A 16898-nucleotide genomic window follows, 5' to 3' on the forward strand; every position below is an offset into this window, starting at 1 on the left:
AATTGGGGCTGCGTTGCAGCCCTTCGCGGGCACGCCCGCTCCCACGGATTGGCGCATTACCTGTGGGAGCGGGCGTGCCCGCGAAGGGCCGCAAGGCGGCCCCAGGGCCTCAATCCCGAACCTGGTCCTTGACCCAGTCCAGCATCCCCCCCGGCACGATCAGTTCATGCCGCGCCCGCGAACAGGCGGTATACAGCCCCGCCAGCATCCGCGCCCGTTCATTGCGGTTGCCCGCCACCTGCGGCGCTACCATCAGCTCCGGCGATACCATCACCCGAGCGAATTCCATGTTCTTCACATCCCGCACCCGCCCCAGGAACAACTTGGGTGCCTTGTCCCAGCGGTAACGGCTCTTGGCCCTGGCAAAGTGCTCTGGCGTGTAGCCCTTGCGCAACATGTTGGCCACTGCGACGAACGCCTTGTCATCACCCTTGTCCTGCTCCAGCGCCTGCCAGCTGGCATAGCGGAACAGCATCGGGTGACGCGGCCGGGTGCCATGGCGGTACAACTCGATGCAGTCTTCGACGAACAGCTCGAAGTCCTTGCGCGCGCTTTTCAGCAGCACGAACGGCACGCCCTGGTGGGTCAGGCGCTGGAACCAGCCAAACAGGCCCCATTCATCGTCGACGATCAGCGCTGTAGGTTGTTCCGGCACGCTCACCGTATCGAAGAAACTGACCCGGGTGTAATGCTCGGCGCTGCCACTGAAGGCTGCCTGGATCGACGCCGGGTGGGCCTGGATCAGTGGGTTGAGCACGTTATCCATCGCCGGCCCGGCCCGCAGTGAGTGGTCGATGTAACGCTGGCGGATGAAACCGCCATGGTGCGCGCTGAGGCCATTGAGGTTCTGCAGCTCGTCACCCAGGGCAATGATCGACTGCGGGCTGCGGTCGAGCACGCCAAGCATCGGTGCCGACAGCTCGTGGGCCTCGTCGACGATGACATGGGTGTAGCGGCTGTCGATCACATGAGCGGTCAGCGACAGCAGTTTGACCCGGTGGTAGTCGCGCACCGGCAACTGGATTTCCCGTGCCGACGGGCGAATCAGCTCCTGCCAGTACAGGCGCGCCTTTTCCAGCAGCACTTCCTGGTCCAGTGGCGTGGTTCCCGGCCCGGCCCAGGGCAGGTGGTGCACCTGCAGCTGGGTGTCGGCACTGTGGCAGAACGTGCGTACTGCGCGGATGCACAAGGCAACCACATCACGCGCGGCGAGTGGGCCGATGTCGGGGATGGCCAGCCAACGTACCACCTGCGCATCCTGCGGGCGCCACGAAAGCTTGGTGCGATACGGGTCGCGCAAGCGCCAGCCATTGCTGGTGAGGTCGCGGTTGAGCAGCTCGTCGGCGAGCTGGCCAAAGGTCAGCGCGGTGTAGGCGGCAGCGTCCTTGACCCGCGCCTGCAGGGCACGCAGCTGGCCTTCGGTCAAGGCCAGCAACAGTGTGCGCTGCGGGTCCAGCAGGCGGGCGAACTGGTGAATCAGGAAGGTCTTGCCGGTGCCGGCAAAGCCCTGTACCGCCACCGACTCATCGATACCACTGAGGAATTCGCGCAGCAGGCGGTTCTGTTGGTCGCTGAGCATCAGGTCGCTGGCCAGGGAGGGCAGGTACACCGGATGCAGCGGGGTTGCTCGCTGGCGGTAGCTGTCGGCGAACTGGAAGTTCCATTGGCCCTCGGCGTCCAGCAGCTCGTCGGCCTGGTACGCCACCTCGGTCGACAGCAGTGCGATACCGTTTTCGCCCAGCATGCCCAGGCCCACGGCGAAGGCTTCGCGATCGAAGTGTTGCGCTACCTGGCCCTGGAAGCGCCCCGGTGCGGCGCTTTCGACCTCGTTGGCAATGCGCACTATTTCGGCAAAGCGGCGCTCCTGGGCATCCGCCGAGGCGGTGGCGGGCTGGCGCGGCAGGTTCTGCACGAACAGCACTGCGGCGGCGTCGAGGACGCTGGCTGTGGTGAAGAAATCGGTAGTGGGCTCGCTGGCGAGGCTGTCGGCCTGGTCACTGGGCAAAGGCAGGTAGAACATCGGCACCTCGGGTGGAATCAGGGCGGCACGATAGCAATTTTCGCGGTGGATTGCTGGGTTGTGTAGTGCCTGGGCCGGCCTCTTCGCGGGTAAACCCGCTCCCACAGGGACCTCATAACGCCTGGCCCTGAGGTAATCCTGTGGGAGCGGGCAAGCCCGCGAAGAGGCCAGCAGCTACACCATCAAGTCAGCCCCTGCCCCGCTTCAAGGTCTCACTGGGAAACTCCTTGAACAACTGCCGATAACTCTCTGAAAACCTTCCCAAATGCCAGAACGACCAGCGCATCGCTACCTCGGCTACGGTCACCCCACCACCACGCAACAAATCGCGCCGCGCACCGTTCAGCCGGCGCAGGCGCAACCAGTGCGCCGGCGGCATCCCGGTAAAACCCTTGAAGGCTTGCTGCAACTGGCGCAGGGAAACCCCCGCCACATCCGCCAGCTCCACCAGGTTAAGCGTTTCCTCCGGGCAGTCGGCCGCCCACTCGCTCACCCGGCGCATGATCGCCCGTTCCTCGTCACGTCGGCCCAACGCCACGCCCTGCAGGCGCTGGCAGGCGTTGTCGAGAATGAACAGGCAGTCCTCCAGCAACTGCTCCGCCAGGGCCTGCCCCTGCAGCGGGCAATCCGCCTCGCCCAGGCGGGTCAGTGTCGCGCTCAGCCAGCTGCCGAACAGCGCATTCTGCCCGCTGCCCAGCGGCACCATGAACAACCCTTCCAGGCGCTGCGGGTCCAGCCCATGGCGGGCCAGGAAGGCCTGGTCGAACACGACCGCCACTTCCTGGTAGTTCTCCGGCGTGATCCAGATGTTGCGGCTCTGTTCGTTCAGCAGGTACAGGCTGTTCTCGCTGCGGTCGAAGCAGAACGCCAGCGAACCGCTCGGCGCACGGAAAAACTGCTCCACCCGGGTGTTCAGCCGCTCCTCGTACACCTCTACCCCGTCCAGCCCCAGACAACGCAGCTCACCGCTGAAATGCCCGGGCGACATCTGCCGGTACTGCTGCTGCCAGCCAGGGGTGGCACGTACTTGCTCGGTAACGTCGGTGGTGTGGAAAGCCTGGACTTGCAGGGCATTGGCGGTTGTCACGCTCGGTCCTAGTTGCACTCTTTTGGTGCATTCATTGCCGGAGAAAGTGGATAGATCAGCCTTGCGGGCTGCGACCAAGATAGTCTCCAGCGCGTCACCTGGGAAGCGGGACGCCTTCGAAACCGTATGACGGTTTGCGCTGACACGCTCGCTCCCACACAAAAACCCAACCAAGAGGTCTGTATGAACGCCCCCTTCGATCAGCTGTCCACCTGGCTGAAAGAACACCGGATCACCGAAGTCGAATGCGTGATCAGCGACCTGACCGGCATCGCCCGCGGCAAGATCGCGCCCACCGCCAAGTTTCTCCACGAGCGTGGCATGCGCCTGCCCGAGAGCGTGCTGTTGCAGACGGTCACCGGCGACTACGTCGACGATGACATCTACTACAACCTGCTCGATGCCGCCGACATCGACATGGTCTGCCGCCCTGACCCGGCCGCCGTGTACCAGATCCCGTGGGCGATCGAGCCGACCGCGATCGTGATCCACGACACCTTCGACAAGCAAGGCAACCCCATCGAGCTGTCGCCGCGCAACGTGCTGAAGAAAGTGCTCAAGCTGTATGCCGACAAAGGCTGGCAGCCAATCGTGGCGCCTGAGATGGAGTTCTACCTGACCCAGCGCTGCGAAGACCCGGACTTGCCACTGCAAGTACCGCTGGGGCGTTCCGGCCGTGCCGAAAGCGGCCGCCAATCGTTCTCGATCGATGCCGCCAACGAGTTCGACCCGCTGTTCGAAGACGTCTACGACTGGTGCGAGATCCAGGGCCTGGACCTGGACACGCTGATCCATGAAGACGGCCCGGCGCAAATGGAGATCAATTTCCGCCATGGCGACGCCCTGGACCTGGCCGACCAGATCACCGTGTTCAAGCGCACCATGCGTGAAGCCGCGCTCAAGCACAACGTGGCCGCCACCTTCATGGCCAAGCCGATCACCGACGAGCCCGGCAGTGCCATGCACCTGCACCAGAGCGTGGTCGACATCGCCACCGGCAAGCCGATCTTCGCCAATGAAGACGGCAGCATGAGCCAGCTGTTCCTGTACCACATCGGCGGGTTGCAGAAGTACATCCCCAAGCTGCTGCCGATGTTCGCGCCCAACGTCAACTCGTTCCGCCGCTTCCTGCCGGACACCTCGGCGCCGGTGAACGTCGAGTGGGGTGAAGAGAACCGCACAGCCGGCCTGCGCGTGCCCACCTCCAGCCCCGAGGCGATGCGTGTGGAAAACCGCCTGCCGGGCGCCGATGCCAACCCGTACCTGGCCATCGCCGCCAGCCTGCTGTGCGGCTATCTGGGCATGGTCGAGCGCATCGAGCCCAGTGCGCCGGTGCAGGGCCGTGCCTATGAGCGGCGCAACCTGCGCCTGCCGATCACCATCGAGGACGCCCTGCAGCACATGGAAGACTGCGAAACCGTGCAACAGTACCTGGGCAAGCAGTTCGTCCAGGGTTACGTAGCGGTCAAGCGCGCCGAGCACGAGAACTACAAGCGCGTGATCAGCTCGTGGGAGCGTGAATTCCTGATGCTGAGCGTGTAATCACCAAGGCATGCACTGGACCTGTAGGAGCAGCCTTGTGCTGCGAAGGGGCCAGTACCGCCACAGTAGATCTTTTGCCCTACCGGCCTCTTCGCAGCACAAGGCTGCTCCTACAAGGTAATGAGTCACCTGTGGGAGCGGCCGCCATACACCGAACTCGAAGAACAAGACCAACGAGGTGTCCCCATGCGTCATCTGCAAGCCCTGATCCCCGCCGCATTCACCCTGCTGTTCGCCACCACCACCCACGCCACGCCCTCGGTCAGCGTGTACAACTGGACCGACTACATCGGTGACACCACCGTGGCCGACTTCCAGGCCAGCAGCGGGATCAAGGTGGTCTATGACGTGTTCGACTCCAACGAAACCCTGGAAGGCAAGCTGCTGGCCGGGCGCACCGGCTATGACGTGGTAGTGCCATCCAACCACTTCCTCGCACGCCAGGCACAGGCAGGTGCCTTCCTGCCCCTGGACCGCAGCAAGCTGCCCAATTGGCAGCACCTGGACCCCAAGCTGCTCAAGCAGCTTGAACAGAACGACCCAGGCAACCGCTACGCCGTACCCTATCTGTGGGGTACCAACGGCATCGGCTACAACATCGACAAGGTCAAGGCGGCCCTTGGCGTCGACCATATCGATTCATGGGCGGTGCTGTTCGAGCCCGAGAACCTGAAAAAGCTCAAGCAGTGCGGCGTGGCGTTCATGGACTCGCCCGATGAACTGTTCCCGGCCGTGCTCAACTACCTGGGCATGGACCCGCGCAGCGAAAAACCGGCCGACTACGCCAAGGCCGAAGCCCGCCTGCTCGAACTGCGCCCCTATATCACCTACTTCCACTCCTCCAAGTACGTTTCCGACCTGGCCAATGGCGATGTCTGCGTGGCCTTCGGCTACTCCGGCGACGTGTTCCAGGCCGCCAACCGCGCCGTGGAGGCGAAAAACGGCGTGAAAGTCGCCTACAGCATTCCCAAGGAAGGCAGCAACCTGTGGTTCGACCTGCTGGCCATCCCCAAGGACGCCAACAACCCCGAACAGGCCCTGGCGTTCATCAACTACCTGCTCGACCCCAAGGTAATCGCCAAGGTCAGCGCCACGGTCGGCTATGCCAACGCCAACCCTGATGCCCAGGCCTACATGGACACGACGCTGGTGAAAAACCCCGAAATCTACCCACCCCAGGACGTCCTGGACAAGCTGTACATCTCCAGCACGCCGAGCCCTAAGATCATGCGCGTCATGACCCGCTCCTGGAGCAAGATCAAGTCCAACCGCTGAGTCGAGAACGCCCATGTCTTTCACTACCCAACACACCGCTTCGTACTATGCCGCCACGGCACGCGATGCGACGCCCTACCCGAGCCTGGACGGCGAACTGACCGCCGATGTATGCGTGGTCGGCGGCGGGCTGACCGGGGTCAATACCGCCCTGGAACTGGCCGAGCGCGGGCTTTCGGTGGTGCTGCTGGAAGGCCGGCGCATCGGCTGGGGCGCCAGCGGCCGCAACGGCGGCCAGCTGATTCGCGGCATCGGCCACGACGTCAGCGGCTTTGCCCGGCATGTCGGCCAGGACGGCGTGCAGTACCTGAAACAGGCCGGCATCGAATCGGTAGCGCTGGTAGCCAGCCGCATCGCCCAGTACGGCATTGCCTGCGATCTGCGCTGGGGCTTCTGCGAACTGGCCAACACCCCTGCGCAGTTCGCCGCCTTCAAGGACGAACAGGACGACCTGGCTGCGCTCGGTTATCGCCCTGAAACCCGCCTGGTCAGTGCCGGCCAGCTGCATGAAATCGTCGCCAGCGACCAATACGCCGGCGGCCTGGTGGACATGGGCTCGGGCCATCTGCACCCGCTTGACCTGGTCCAGGGCGAAGCCCGCGCCGCCCACGGCCTGGGCGTACGCATCTTCGAGCAGAGCCCGGTGCTGCGCATCGAGCACGGCCCCCGCGTGACCCTGCACACAGCCCGTGGCACGGTGCGGGCGGGCAGCCTGGTGCTGGGCTGCAACGCCCACCTCGATGAACTGGAACCACGCCTGAGCGGCAAAGTACTGCCGGCCGGCAGCTATGTGGTGGCTACCGAGCCACTGCCCGAGTCACTGGCCACCAGCCTGATCCCGCAGAACATGGCACTGTGCGACCAGAAGGTCGGCCTGGACTACTACCGCCTCACGGCAGACCGACGCCTGCTGTTCGGCGGCGCCTGCCACTATTCCGGCCGCGACCCCAAGGACATTGCCGGCTACATGCGGCCCAAGGTATTGAAGGTGTTCCCGCAACTGGCCAACGTGCGTATCGACTACCAGTGGGGCGGCATGATCGGCATTACCGCCAACCGCTTCCCCCAGGTCGGGCGCCTCAGCCAGCACCCCAATGTGTACTATGCCCAGGGCTATTCCGGGCATGGGCTGAACGTGACGCACTGGACGGCAAAACTGCTGGCCGAAAGCATCGCACTCGGCCACAGCCAGGGGCTGGATGTGTTCAGCGCCGTGCCACACCTGACCTTCCCGGGCGGCAAGGCACTGCGCTCGCCACTGTTGGCACTGGGGATGTTGTGGTATCGATTGCGGGAGGTGTTGGGGTGAGTTCGCCGGGAGCTTTGCGGCGCCTGTGAGACCGAGCGCCGCCCGCGCGGCGCTTCGCAGCACAAGGCTGCTCCTACATCTGTTTCGGGCCAATAACGCCTGTACCATTGCACACGACCGCCTTGTTTGGCCGGCACGATATCGAGGTGGACGCCAAGGGGGCGCGCGAATTCGCCCCAGGAATAACTGGCCCGAAATAGATGTAGGAGCAGCCTTGTGCTGCGAAGCGCCGCGCGGGCGGCGCTCGGTCTCACAGGCGCAGAAAAACTCAAGACAACCCCTTCCAGCCCCTCCAACTTGCTACCATTTCACAATCGATTGAACCTACCCACTGGCCAACTGTCGCGCACCTGCTAGCGTTGTTCTGGCCGACCTATCATGGATGCCTTTTCATCATGAAATCATTGCCCCGCATTACCCTGTTGTGCGCCGCACTGCTTACCATGGCCGCTTGCTCCAGCAATCGCGTGGACCCAAAGGACTACTCCGGCTTCCTCAAGGATTACAGCCGCCTGCAAGAAACCAAGAGCCCGTCGGGTGACCCGGTGATGCGCTGGATCGACCCCAAGGTCAACGTCAACCAGTACAGCCAGGTGTTCATCGAGCCCAGCCAGTTCTACCCCAAGCCGCAGCCGACGGAGGTCATCTCGACGCAGACGCTGCAGGAAATCACCCGTTACTTCAACGAAGCGTTGCGCCGGGAAATGGGCAGCGTGGTACCGCTGGCCAAGGGCCCCGGCCCGGGCGTGATCGTGGTGCGCCCGGCAATCACGGCGGTGTCCACCAGCAACGAGGGCCTCAAACCCTATGAGGTGATCCCTATCGCGTTGATTTCGGCCGGTGTGAACACTGCCATGGGCGGCCGTGACCAGGAGGTGGATGTCGGCGTGGAAGCTGCGTTCCTCGATGGTGCCAGCCAGAAGGTGCTGGCCCAGGTGGTGCGCAAGGGCACGGGGCAGGAACTGGAAAACAAGACAACCAAACTGACTCTGAATGACGTCAAGCCGGTGCTGGACGGCTGGGCCAAGGACATGCGTGCGAGCTTCCTGGAAGCGAAGCAGAAAGCCCGCTGAAGCCTCACTGGTCCATGTAGGAGCGGCCTTGTGTCGCGATGGGGCGCGGAGCGGCCCCAGATCCACGTATACAAGCTGAAATCGCTGGGGCTGCTTCGCAGCCCTTTCGCGACACAAGGCCGCTCCTACAGTTGACCGCGTCAACATTCGACGAAGGCAACGGCCAGGCCGCCGCGCGAGGTCTCCTTGTAGTTGGCATGCATGTCCGCCCCGGTATCGCGCATGGTGCGGATCACCCGGTCGAGCGAGATGAAGTGCTCGCCATCCCCCCGCAGCGCCATCTGCACGGCGTTGATCGCCTTCACCGCGGCAATCGCGTTGCGCTCGATGCAGGGCACCTGCACCAGGCCGCCAACCGGGTCGCAGGTCAGCCCAAGGTTATGTTCCAAGGCAATTTCGGCGGCATTTTCCAGCTGTGGCGGCGTGGCGCCCAGCACCTGGGCCAGGCCGGCGGCGGCCATCGAACAGGCTGAGCCCACCTCGCCCTGGCAACCAACCTCGGCCCCGGAAATCGACGCGTTCTTCTTGCACAGGATGCCAACCGCCGCTGCCGCCAGCAGGAAGTCCACCACGTCCGCGTCGCACGCGCCGGGGTTGAATTTCATGTAATAGTGCAGCACCGCCGGGATGATGCCGGCCGCACCGTTGGTAGGCGCGGTAACCATGCGCCCGCCGGCGGCGTTCTCTTCATTCACCGCCAGGGCGAACAGGTTGACCCACTCCATGGCACTGAGGGTGGAGCCGATCACGTTGGGCTTGCCCAACTCCTGCAGGCTGCGATGCAGCCGCGCCGCGCGGCGCTTGACGTGCAACCCGCCCGGCAGGATGCCTTCGTTGCGCAGGCCATTGTCGACGCACTCACGCATGGCACCCCAGATTCGCAGCAGGCCCTCGCGTACCTCGGCCTCCGGGCGCCAGGCACATTCGTTGGCCATCATCAGCTGCGCCACGCTCAGGCCATGGGCCTTGCACAAGGCCAGCAACTGCGCAGCACTGTCGAACTCGTACGGCAGCACCACCGCGTTCGCTTCGACTGCTGGCGCATCGATCTCGACTTGCTCGACGATAAAGCCACCGCCTACCGAATAGTAGGTCTGGCGCAACAAGCTGCCCTGCCCGTTCATGGCTTCCAGGCTCATGGCATTGGGGTGGTAAGGCAGGTTCTCGTCGAGCAGCAGCATGTCGCGGCTGTACTCGAACGCCAGCGGGTGGCTGCCATCGAGCATCAGGCAGTGCTCCTGCATCACCTGGCCAATACGCGACTCGATAGTGGCCGGGTCGATACGGTCCGGCCACTGCCCCATCAGGCCGAGCAGGCAGGCGCGATCGGTGGCATGGCCAACCCCGGTGGCCGACAGCGACCCGTATAGCCGCACCTCGACACGGCTTACCCTGGCCAACAGCCCCTGCTCACGCAGGGCCTGGGCAAAGGTAGCCGCCGCCCGCATCGGGCCGACGGTGTGGGAACTGGACGGCCCGATGCCAATTTTGAAAAGGTCGAAAACACTGATAGCCATGCTAATGCCTGACCGTGCCCGAGAATGAAGCCGCAGCACGGTTATCTGAAGAAATTGAGCGTTATTGCAATTTTTGCGCGATACTGCCGCGCTGGCTCATGGATGACCAACGAAACTTCCTAAGCAAGGCTTTAGTGATACTAAACGATGCGACGACAACTCAATGGCCAGACATTCGTCTGGCTACACGTGTTCGCCTGTGCGGCCCGGCACTTGTCCTTCACCCGCTGTGCCGAAGAGCTGCACATCACCCCGGGCGCCGTCAGCCAACAGATGCGCCAGCTGGAGGAACGCCTGGGCTACCGGTTGTTCCTGCGCCGGGCGCGCGGTGTGGAACTGAGCGCCGAAGGGCAACGCCTGGCGCAGACGGTGACCGAAGCCTACGGCAGCATCGAAGCCGAACTGCTGCGCCTGGACGCGGGTGAAATCCGCGGCACCTTGCGCCTGCGCTCGATCCCGTCGTTCCTGGCCAAGTGGCTCACGCCGCGCCTGCCGCGTTTTCAACAACGCTATCCGGACATCGAGCTGCGCCTGGTGGCCGAAGACAGTGCCCAGGCGTTGACCCCTGGCGATTTCGACCTGGCCATCGACCTGAACGATGGCAGCTACCCCGGCATGCTCTCGACGCCGCTGCTGGACGAGCAGATCTTCCCCGTGTGCTCCCCCACCTTGCTGCGCGGGCGCCCGCCGCTGCACGGGCCGGCAGACCTTGCGCACTACCCGCTGCTACACGACATCACGGCCTGGCGTGGCAGTTCGGAATATGCCGAATGGGAGTTCTACCTGGAAGGCATCGGCGCCGCCGGCCTGGATGTGCGGCGTGGGCATACCTTCAACCGCAACCACCTGACCATCGAGGCGGCGATTGCCGGCAGTGGCGTGGCGATTGCCCGGCGCACGCTGCTCAACGACGAACTTGAGCGCGGGGCACTGATCGTGCCATTCGGGGTGCCTATCGCCAATCACAAGCGTTATGTGGTGCATTACCCGCCGGGCGGGCTGAGCCAGCCGGGAGCGCGAGCGGTGCATGACTGGCTGGTGGAGGAAGCGCGGGGGTTCAGGGAGTTGCACCCTTTGAAGGACTAGGCCAGCCAAGAGCGCTTGCACACTGTCATGGAATTGCGAATGACTCATTGAATTAGCAGGGACCCTGTGGGAGCGGCTTTAGCCGCGAACACCGGCGCAGCCGGTGCCATGCACCGCGTTGGATTCTTCGCGGGTAAACCCGCTCCCACAGGGTGCGCAGAGCGTTTGCGAGATTTGTGCGTCAGTAGGCCTGCTTGCCGGTAAAGGCGCTAAGCGTGCGCACCAGAATCACGAAATCCAGCCACAGCGACCAGTTGTTGATGTACTCGATGTCCGAGTCCACCCGCTGGATCATTTGCTCGATATCCCTGGTCTCGCCCCTGAATCCCCGCACCTGTGCCAGGCCGGTCATGCCTGGCTTGATATTGTGACGGGCAAAGTAATCGACGATGTCCTGGGAATACAACGTGTCATGCTGCAACGCATGCGGCCGCGGCCCGACCAGCGACATTTCCCCGGTCAGCACATTGAACAGTTGCGGCAGTTCGTCCAGGCTGGTGCGGCGGATAAAGGCGCCGACTCGGGTCAACCTCGGGTCATTCCTCTGCGCCTGCTTTACCACGCCCTCCTCCGGCTGATGGATATGCATGCTCCTGAACTTCCAGATGCGGAACGCTTCCCCGGTCCAGCCGGTGCGTTCCTGGCGGAAGAACACCGGGCCGCGGCTATCGAGCTTGATGGCCAGCGCAACGGCCAGCAACACCGGCGATGCCAGCAGCAGGATCAGCACCGCCAACACCCTGTCCTCGAGGTTCTTCAGGAACAGGCTCATGCCCGTCAGCGGTGTTTCCGACAAGGTCAGCACAGGGATGCCGGCAATTTCCCGCACGCTGTGGTTGATCAGGCGCAACGAGAAGATATCCGGCACCCAGTTCACCGCAATGCACTTGTCGAGCAACTTGAAATACACATCGTTGATGACCTCGGAACCGCCCAGCGGGGTCACCAGGTACACCGTACGGATGCCATGGCGGGCCACGATATCGTCGAGTTCGGCAATATGCCCGAGCACCGGCATGCGCTGCTTGCCTTCGGCGCTCTCGCGCCCCGGCTCATCGGCATTGTCGACCAGCACGCAACCCAGCACACGCTCGCCGAACCAGGGATTGTTGCTGATTTTCTGGTACAGGAAGTTGGCCAGGTCACCGGCGCCAATGATCAGGGCGTTGTCCAGGCGGGCATGCGCCGTGAAGCGCTTTTGCAATTCACGCACGGCAAAGTGCAGGAACAACTGGGCGATGTAGCCGATGATGAACAACTGCACGACCAGCAGACGCGAATAGGTTTCGCTCTGTTTGGCCAGAAAGGCCATGACCACCAGGAAGCAGAAGGTTGCCGACCAGGCCTTGAACAGCCGGAAAGCCTTGATGGAAAGCCCTACGTTGGTACGGTAGATCGCATAATGATCGTAGATGACTGCCAGTGCGCCAACCAGCAACAGCAGCATGATCACGTAATCGGAAGTGATGTAGCCAAACTGGTCGTAGATCAGGTACCAGGCAATACCGGTGACTGCAATTCCATCGAGGCCGGCCTGAATGGCGTTACTTACGCTGCTTCTTCTCTGCAGCACGGAACGACTGCTTCTGGGCTCTAAGACCATTTCAGACCTCATCAATGTGCGCGCAGCAAGTGCCTTCCAGCAACCAGCAAGACTTGACAACGGCTCATGCAAAGCCCGTGAAGCGGAATCGTGCAGCCCCAAGCCATTGATCTCACTGTAGCAGCCACCCGCCATCAGCGTGCCCGGAATCACCGCTCGCGCGGCCCGCCGTTCATACGGTGTGCCTGGCCACCCCTCCGTCGCGGCAGTACAGCACGGTACGCAGCAGGAACAACGGGTTGCCCACCACATAGCGCATGAACAAACGTTTCGGCTCGCGCGCCAGCCGATACAGCCACTCCCCACCCAACCGCCGCAACCACTCGGGCGCCCGGCTGACCTTGCCGCCGAGAAAATCCAGGATCGCGCCGCCGCACACGATCAGGCATGGCACATCAGCGGCCGCCAGCCTTGCCGCCACAACTTCCTGTCTGGGCATGCCCATGCCCAGCACGATCAGTTCTGGTTGCAGCTCCCTGGCCAGTTGCAGGTAGCTCTCGACGCTGGCAAAGCCATCGTGGACCGACACCGGCACCACCCCGAACATGGCTGCGCTACGCTGCACGGCCTGGTCCAGATAAGGTTGCCGGGTGCCCCAGAACGCGACTCGCCGCCCACGGTAGGCAGCCAGTAGCCGAGGAATGAAGTCGGTGCCATTCATGTTGAGCCCCGGTTCAAGCCCCAGTCGCCGATACAGGATCGCCATACCGGAGCCGTCGCGCAGTAGCACATCGGCCGCCGACAATGCCTGATGGCAGGCGCCATCGCGAACCACCAGGTTCATTGCATGGGCATTGACGAAGCCCAGCACGGTCGCGGCCTGCGTGGCGGTCAGCCTGTCCAGCAGGCGCTGCACGGCAGTGGCATCCGCCACCACTTCAAGCTTGCCGACAATGGTGTTCCAGCGTTTCTGCCACTCAGCCATCAGTCTTCATCCCGTTTCGAACGTACCCATTCAACCTGGCGCTTGATCAGGAACCCCAGATACAACGGGATCTTTTTTACCGCGTAAAACGGCGCGTACAGCAGCACCGAGAACGGGATCAGTTCGCGACAGAAGCGCGCCCAGGCCAGTGCGACGGCAAGGCCGAGCAATGCCAACGCACAAAGGGCGATCCAGGCAGGTGCCGCCAGGCCGAACAGCAGGTATGCCAGCCAGGCCACCAGGTTGAGCCCGAGCAAGGCCAGCACCAGCAACGCCAGCGGCGGCACCAGCAGGTCAAGGGTCATGGCCAGCAAGCTGCCGTTACGCTGAGTGATTGCCGCCAGCGCACGCCTGGGCGCTTCTGCCAGCATCAGGCTCATGTGCCCATGCTCCCAGCGGGTACGCTGGCTGCCCAGGCCCTGCTGGCTGACAGGGAACCGGCTGCTGACCACAGCCTCGGGGCAGAACACTGGCGGCTTGCCTTGCTGACACAGGTCCAGACCCAGCTTCACATCCTCCACCAGGTGCCCGTTGGCCAAGTCGATCAAGGCCAGGTCACGCCAGCCGAACGCCATGCCTGCGCCCATCAACTGGCAAGGCAGGCCCAGGCGTGCCCAACCACGCGGGCGCACCAGGTTCTTGACCCGCCAGGCGAACTGGGCAACCTGCACTGCCAGCCCGGCCCCTGCCGGTGCGTGCATCAGGTACAGCGCCTGCACCGGGCGAGCGACCTCACAGTAGCGCCGCGCCAGGCGCTCGATTGCCCCCTCGCCCACCTGGCAGTCGGCATCCACCACGATCACCACCTCGGGCGGCTGACTGGCCAGATGGTGCACGCCAAAGTCCAGGGCGTAGCCCTTGCCGCGCAACCGCGTATCGTGGCGCTCCACCACTTCGGCACCCGCCTCGCGCGCCAGTCGCGCGGTGTCGTCAGTGCAGTTGTCCGCCACCACCAGCAAGCGGTCGCCAGGCCGCAACTGCGGGGCAATGCTTGCCAGCGTGGCACCAATCATCGAAGCCTCGTCATGGGCTGGCACCAGCACTGCCACTTGCGGACGAGCGTTCTTGCCCATCGGCTGCACGCGTGCAGGCAAGCAGGCCATCAGTACCTGCACCAACAGCAGCAGCACCGGCAACAGGACGATGGTCGCCAGCATGCCCAGTAACCAAGCCAAGACACTTATCATGCGGATGCCTTGAAATAGCTGGCCAGCCTGGCCGCTTCGGTATCGATGTCATGCCGTTGCAGCACACGCTGGCGAGCCGCCTCGCCCATGCGCTGCAGCGCCTCGGCAGGTTGCGCCAGGCAGTCGGCCATGGCCTCCACCAGCTCGTCCACGGTGCCGGCAGGGAACAACCAGCCGTTCTCGCCCGGCCGCACCAGCTCGGGAATGCCTGCCACATAGGTGCTCAGCACTGGCCTGCGCAACGCCATGGCCTCCATGATCACCACGGGCAAACCCTCGGCAAAGCTGGGCAGCACCAGCGCACGCGCTGCAAGGATTTCCTCGCGCACCTGTGCGCTGCTGATCCAGCCGGTGATGCGCACCTGCTGCTGCAAGCCATGCCGTGCAATCAGCGCCTCGATCTGCCTACGCATCTCACCATCGCCAGCCAGCACCAGCTCGAAGGCGATCGACCGGTCGGCCAGTACCCGCGCGGCCTCAAGCAACAGCAGCTGGCCTTTCTGTTCGCACAGGCGGCCGACGCACACCAGGCGCGGCGCCATGGGCACGCCGACCGGCGTCACCTCATGGAAACTGCGCTCGAGGCCGCAATGCACCACCTTCACCTTGGCCCAATGGTCGTATGCCACCCAGCGATACAACTGGCTGCGCCCGTACGAGCTGATCGCCGCGACAAATGCGGCACGCCGCACCTTCTCGCCCATGTGCAGAAACTGCGGTTTGTCGAACTCTTCCGGCCCGTGCACGGTAAAGCTGTAGGCTGGCCCGCCGAGCACGTTGGCCAGCATCACCACCTCGGTGGAATTGGTGCCGAAATGCGCATGCACATGTCTTGCCTCGCCTGCCCGCAACCATTGCAGCACCTGGCAGGCCTCGGCCAGGTACACCAGATGGTAGGGCCAGGCCCGGTCGGCCCGCAGACCAAGGCGCATGGCCAGCCACAGCGCCCGGGAAAACCGGCGCGGCTGTGCGCGCAGCACTTGCCAGGTGGGTGCCAACAAACCCTTGATGCCACGTTGCAGCACATAGCGGGTCCTGGCCCGTTCGCTCGCGTCCTCGGCATCCTGCAACTCGGCGTCCCACCCGCGCAAGGCAATACGCTGCACCTCTACCCCCTGGCGCTCAAGGGCCAGGATCTCGCGGCGAATGAAACTGTGGCTGACCTTCGGGTACTGGTTTATGAAGTAGGCAATGCGCATAGGAATCCAGATCAAGACCCGCGTGATGAACCTGCAGACCTGCCACTGCGGGGCCGGCCGTTACTCAAGGTTGCCGACTACTGGCGGCCGGCGCGCCGCCGATGCCGACTCGTCAGGTGCATCCCCCTGTTCCTCTTGTAGTCCAAGGTTGTGACCGCTGCCTGGCAATGCCGCCTGCAAGCGGGCGAAAACGTGGTCGAGCAACGCCTGGCGGCGGCGGTACATCGCCCGTTTCTTCGCCGGGATGTCCTGTTCCGCCCGCTGTGCCGCAGCGAGCGGAAGGGCCAGGAAGTCAGCATGGTTCGATGCAATAGCGCCGTGCTCCAGCCAGATCACGTCGTAATTGGCCGCCAGGTCCTGGCCTTTGTCGTTGCCAAAATACGCGTGCCGATGGTGGCGGCAGGCATCAGTTACGGCATACAGGTGCGCCACGCCCAGGGTCCTGGCCAGGCACTTCAATGCCTCGAGCAACAGGCTGCGCGGGCGCAGCCCTTCGAAATCCTTGGTCAGGTCGCGGTAGATCGCCAGGGAGGTTTCGCTGTCGATCCCCTTGTGAATGCCCTGCACTGCACCGATGAACAGGCACAATTCGCCCTGGCTGCGGCACAGGCTGAACGCCAGGGATGCCACGCGCAGGTCGCTCTGGAACAGGTTCAATACCAACTCGCCTTCGCGCTTGAACCAGATCGGCCGGTCCAGGACCAGGCGGCAGCCCGGCGAATAGCCGGACAGCTCGCACAGCGTCAGGCTTTCGTCCCGCCCCAGCAGCAACAGTGCCGGAAACTGCCCGGCCAGCACCTCGAAGTGCGAAGCCAGCACCTCCAGGCGCTGCGGGGCTTCCCAGCATTTGCTGAGGTACGGCCACTGCACGACACCGATGCAATCCCCCCCCAGGCGCTGCAAACCTTGCTGGCCCAGCGCCGCTGTCATGCGCTGCAGGAACGCATTCAGTTCAGGCCATTGCCTGGCAATCTGCAGCGTCAACTTGTACTTGTTGTTCAGCGCCCGCAACGAGTAACCCGGTTGCAAAGTAAACACGCTTTTCACGATCGTGCCGAGCATCATGGGCCTCTTT

13 protein-coding genes are annotated in these 16898 nt (G+C 63.7%); 5 read left to right on the forward strand and 8 right to left on the reverse strand.

The annotated features are described in order from the left end of the window. Positions 1-109: 109 nt before the first annotated feature. A complete protein-coding gene (locus JV551A3_RS15520) occupies positions 110-2020 on the reverse strand; it encodes an AAA family ATPase (protein WP_133972775.1) in 1911 nt (636 codons plus the stop codon). A 187-nt stretch (positions 2021-2207) separates the two neighbouring features. Further along, positions 2208-3107, reverse strand: coding sequence for a helix-turn-helix domain-containing protein (locus JV551A3_RS15525; protein WP_133972773.1), 900 nt, complete (start codon positions 3105-3107; stop codon positions 2208-2210). 183 nt (positions 3108-3290) lie between these two features. Here JV551A3_RS15525 and JV551A3_RS15530 point away from each other — a divergent pair, with 183 nt between their 5' ends. From JV551A3_RS15530 to JV551A3_RS15545, 4 genes are all read left to right on the forward strand, one after another. After that, positions 3291-4649 carry a glutamine synthetase family protein gene (locus JV551A3_RS15530; RefSeq protein WP_063914126.1) on the forward strand — a complete coding sequence of 453 codons (1359 nt, stop codon included), beginning with the start codon at positions 3291-3293 and terminating at the stop codon, positions 4647-4649. A gap of 186 nt (positions 4650-4835) precedes the next feature. After that, complete coding sequence (locus JV551A3_RS15535) at positions 4836-5924, forward strand: polyamine ABC transporter substrate-binding protein (protein ID WP_133972771.1); 1089 nt, start codon at positions 4836-4838, stop codon at positions 5922-5924. 13 nt (positions 5925-5937) lie between these two features. Beyond that, on the forward strand, positions 5938-7233 hold the full coding sequence (locus JV551A3_RS15540) for an NAD(P)/FAD-dependent oxidoreductase (RefSeq protein WP_133972769.1): 1296 nt from the start codon (positions 5938-5940) through the stop codon (positions 7231-7233). Between the two features lie 395 nt (positions 7234-7628). After that, positions 7629-8306, forward strand: a complete 678-nt coding sequence (locus JV551A3_RS15545) for a DUF3313 domain-containing protein (RefSeq protein WP_133972763.1) — start codon at positions 7629-7631, stop codon at positions 8304-8306. A gap of 140 nt (positions 8307-8446) precedes the next feature. Here JV551A3_RS15545 and JV551A3_RS15550 read toward each other — a convergent pair whose 3' ends face one another. Continuing rightward, positions 8447-9823: an L-serine ammonia-lyase gene (locus JV551A3_RS15550; RefSeq protein WP_133972761.1), complete on the reverse strand. Its 1377-nt coding sequence runs from the start codon at positions 9821-9823 to the stop codon at positions 8447-8449. Between the two features lie 147 nt (positions 9824-9970). On the opposite strand from JV551A3_RS15550, the gene JV551A3_RS15555 reads away from it, so the two are divergent. Then, a complete protein-coding gene (locus JV551A3_RS15555; RefSeq protein WP_133972759.1) occupies positions 9971-10909 on the forward strand; it encodes a LysR substrate-binding domain-containing protein in 939 nt (312 codons plus the stop codon). A 181-nt stretch (positions 10910-11090) separates the two neighbouring features. Here the strand turns inward: JV551A3_RS15555 and JV551A3_RS15560 are convergent, their stop codons facing one another. The 5 genes from JV551A3_RS15560 to JV551A3_RS15580 form a co-directional block, all read right to left on the reverse strand. Next, entirely contained in the window at positions 11091-12512 is a 1422-nt protein-coding gene (locus JV551A3_RS15560) for an undecaprenyl-phosphate glucose phosphotransferase (protein ID WP_133972757.1), read from the reverse strand. A gap of 172 nt (positions 12513-12684) precedes the next feature. Continuing rightward, positions 12685-13437 (reverse strand): WecB/TagA/CpsF family glycosyltransferase, encoded by a 753-nt coding sequence (locus JV551A3_RS15565; RefSeq protein WP_133972755.1) that lies wholly within the window; start codon positions 13435-13437, stop codon positions 12685-12687. Beyond that, entirely contained in the window at positions 13437-14624 is a 1188-nt protein-coding gene (locus JV551A3_RS15570) for a glycosyltransferase family 2 protein (RefSeq protein WP_133972753.1), read from the reverse strand. The genes JV551A3_RS15565 and JV551A3_RS15570 overlap by 1 nt, the downstream gene beginning before the upstream one ends. Next, on the reverse strand, positions 14621-15823 hold the full coding sequence (locus tag JV551A3_RS15575; protein ID WP_133972751.1) for a glycosyltransferase: 1203 nt from the start codon (positions 15821-15823) through the stop codon (positions 14621-14623). Before JV551A3_RS15575 ends, JV551A3_RS15570 begins: the two co-directional genes overlap by 4 nt. A gap of 60 nt (positions 15824-15883) precedes the next feature. Then, on the reverse strand, positions 15884-16888 hold the full coding sequence (locus tag JV551A3_RS15580; protein WP_133972749.1) for a VirK/YbjX family protein: 1005 nt from the start codon (positions 16886-16888) through the stop codon (positions 15884-15886). Positions 16889-16898 lie beyond the last annotated feature (10 nt).

Origin of the sequence: Pseudomonas inefficax, from assembly GCF_900277125.1 — a bacterium.
Classification (GTDB): Bacteria; Pseudomonadota; Gammaproteobacteria; order Pseudomonadales; family Pseudomonadaceae; genus Aquipseudomonas; species Aquipseudomonas inefficax.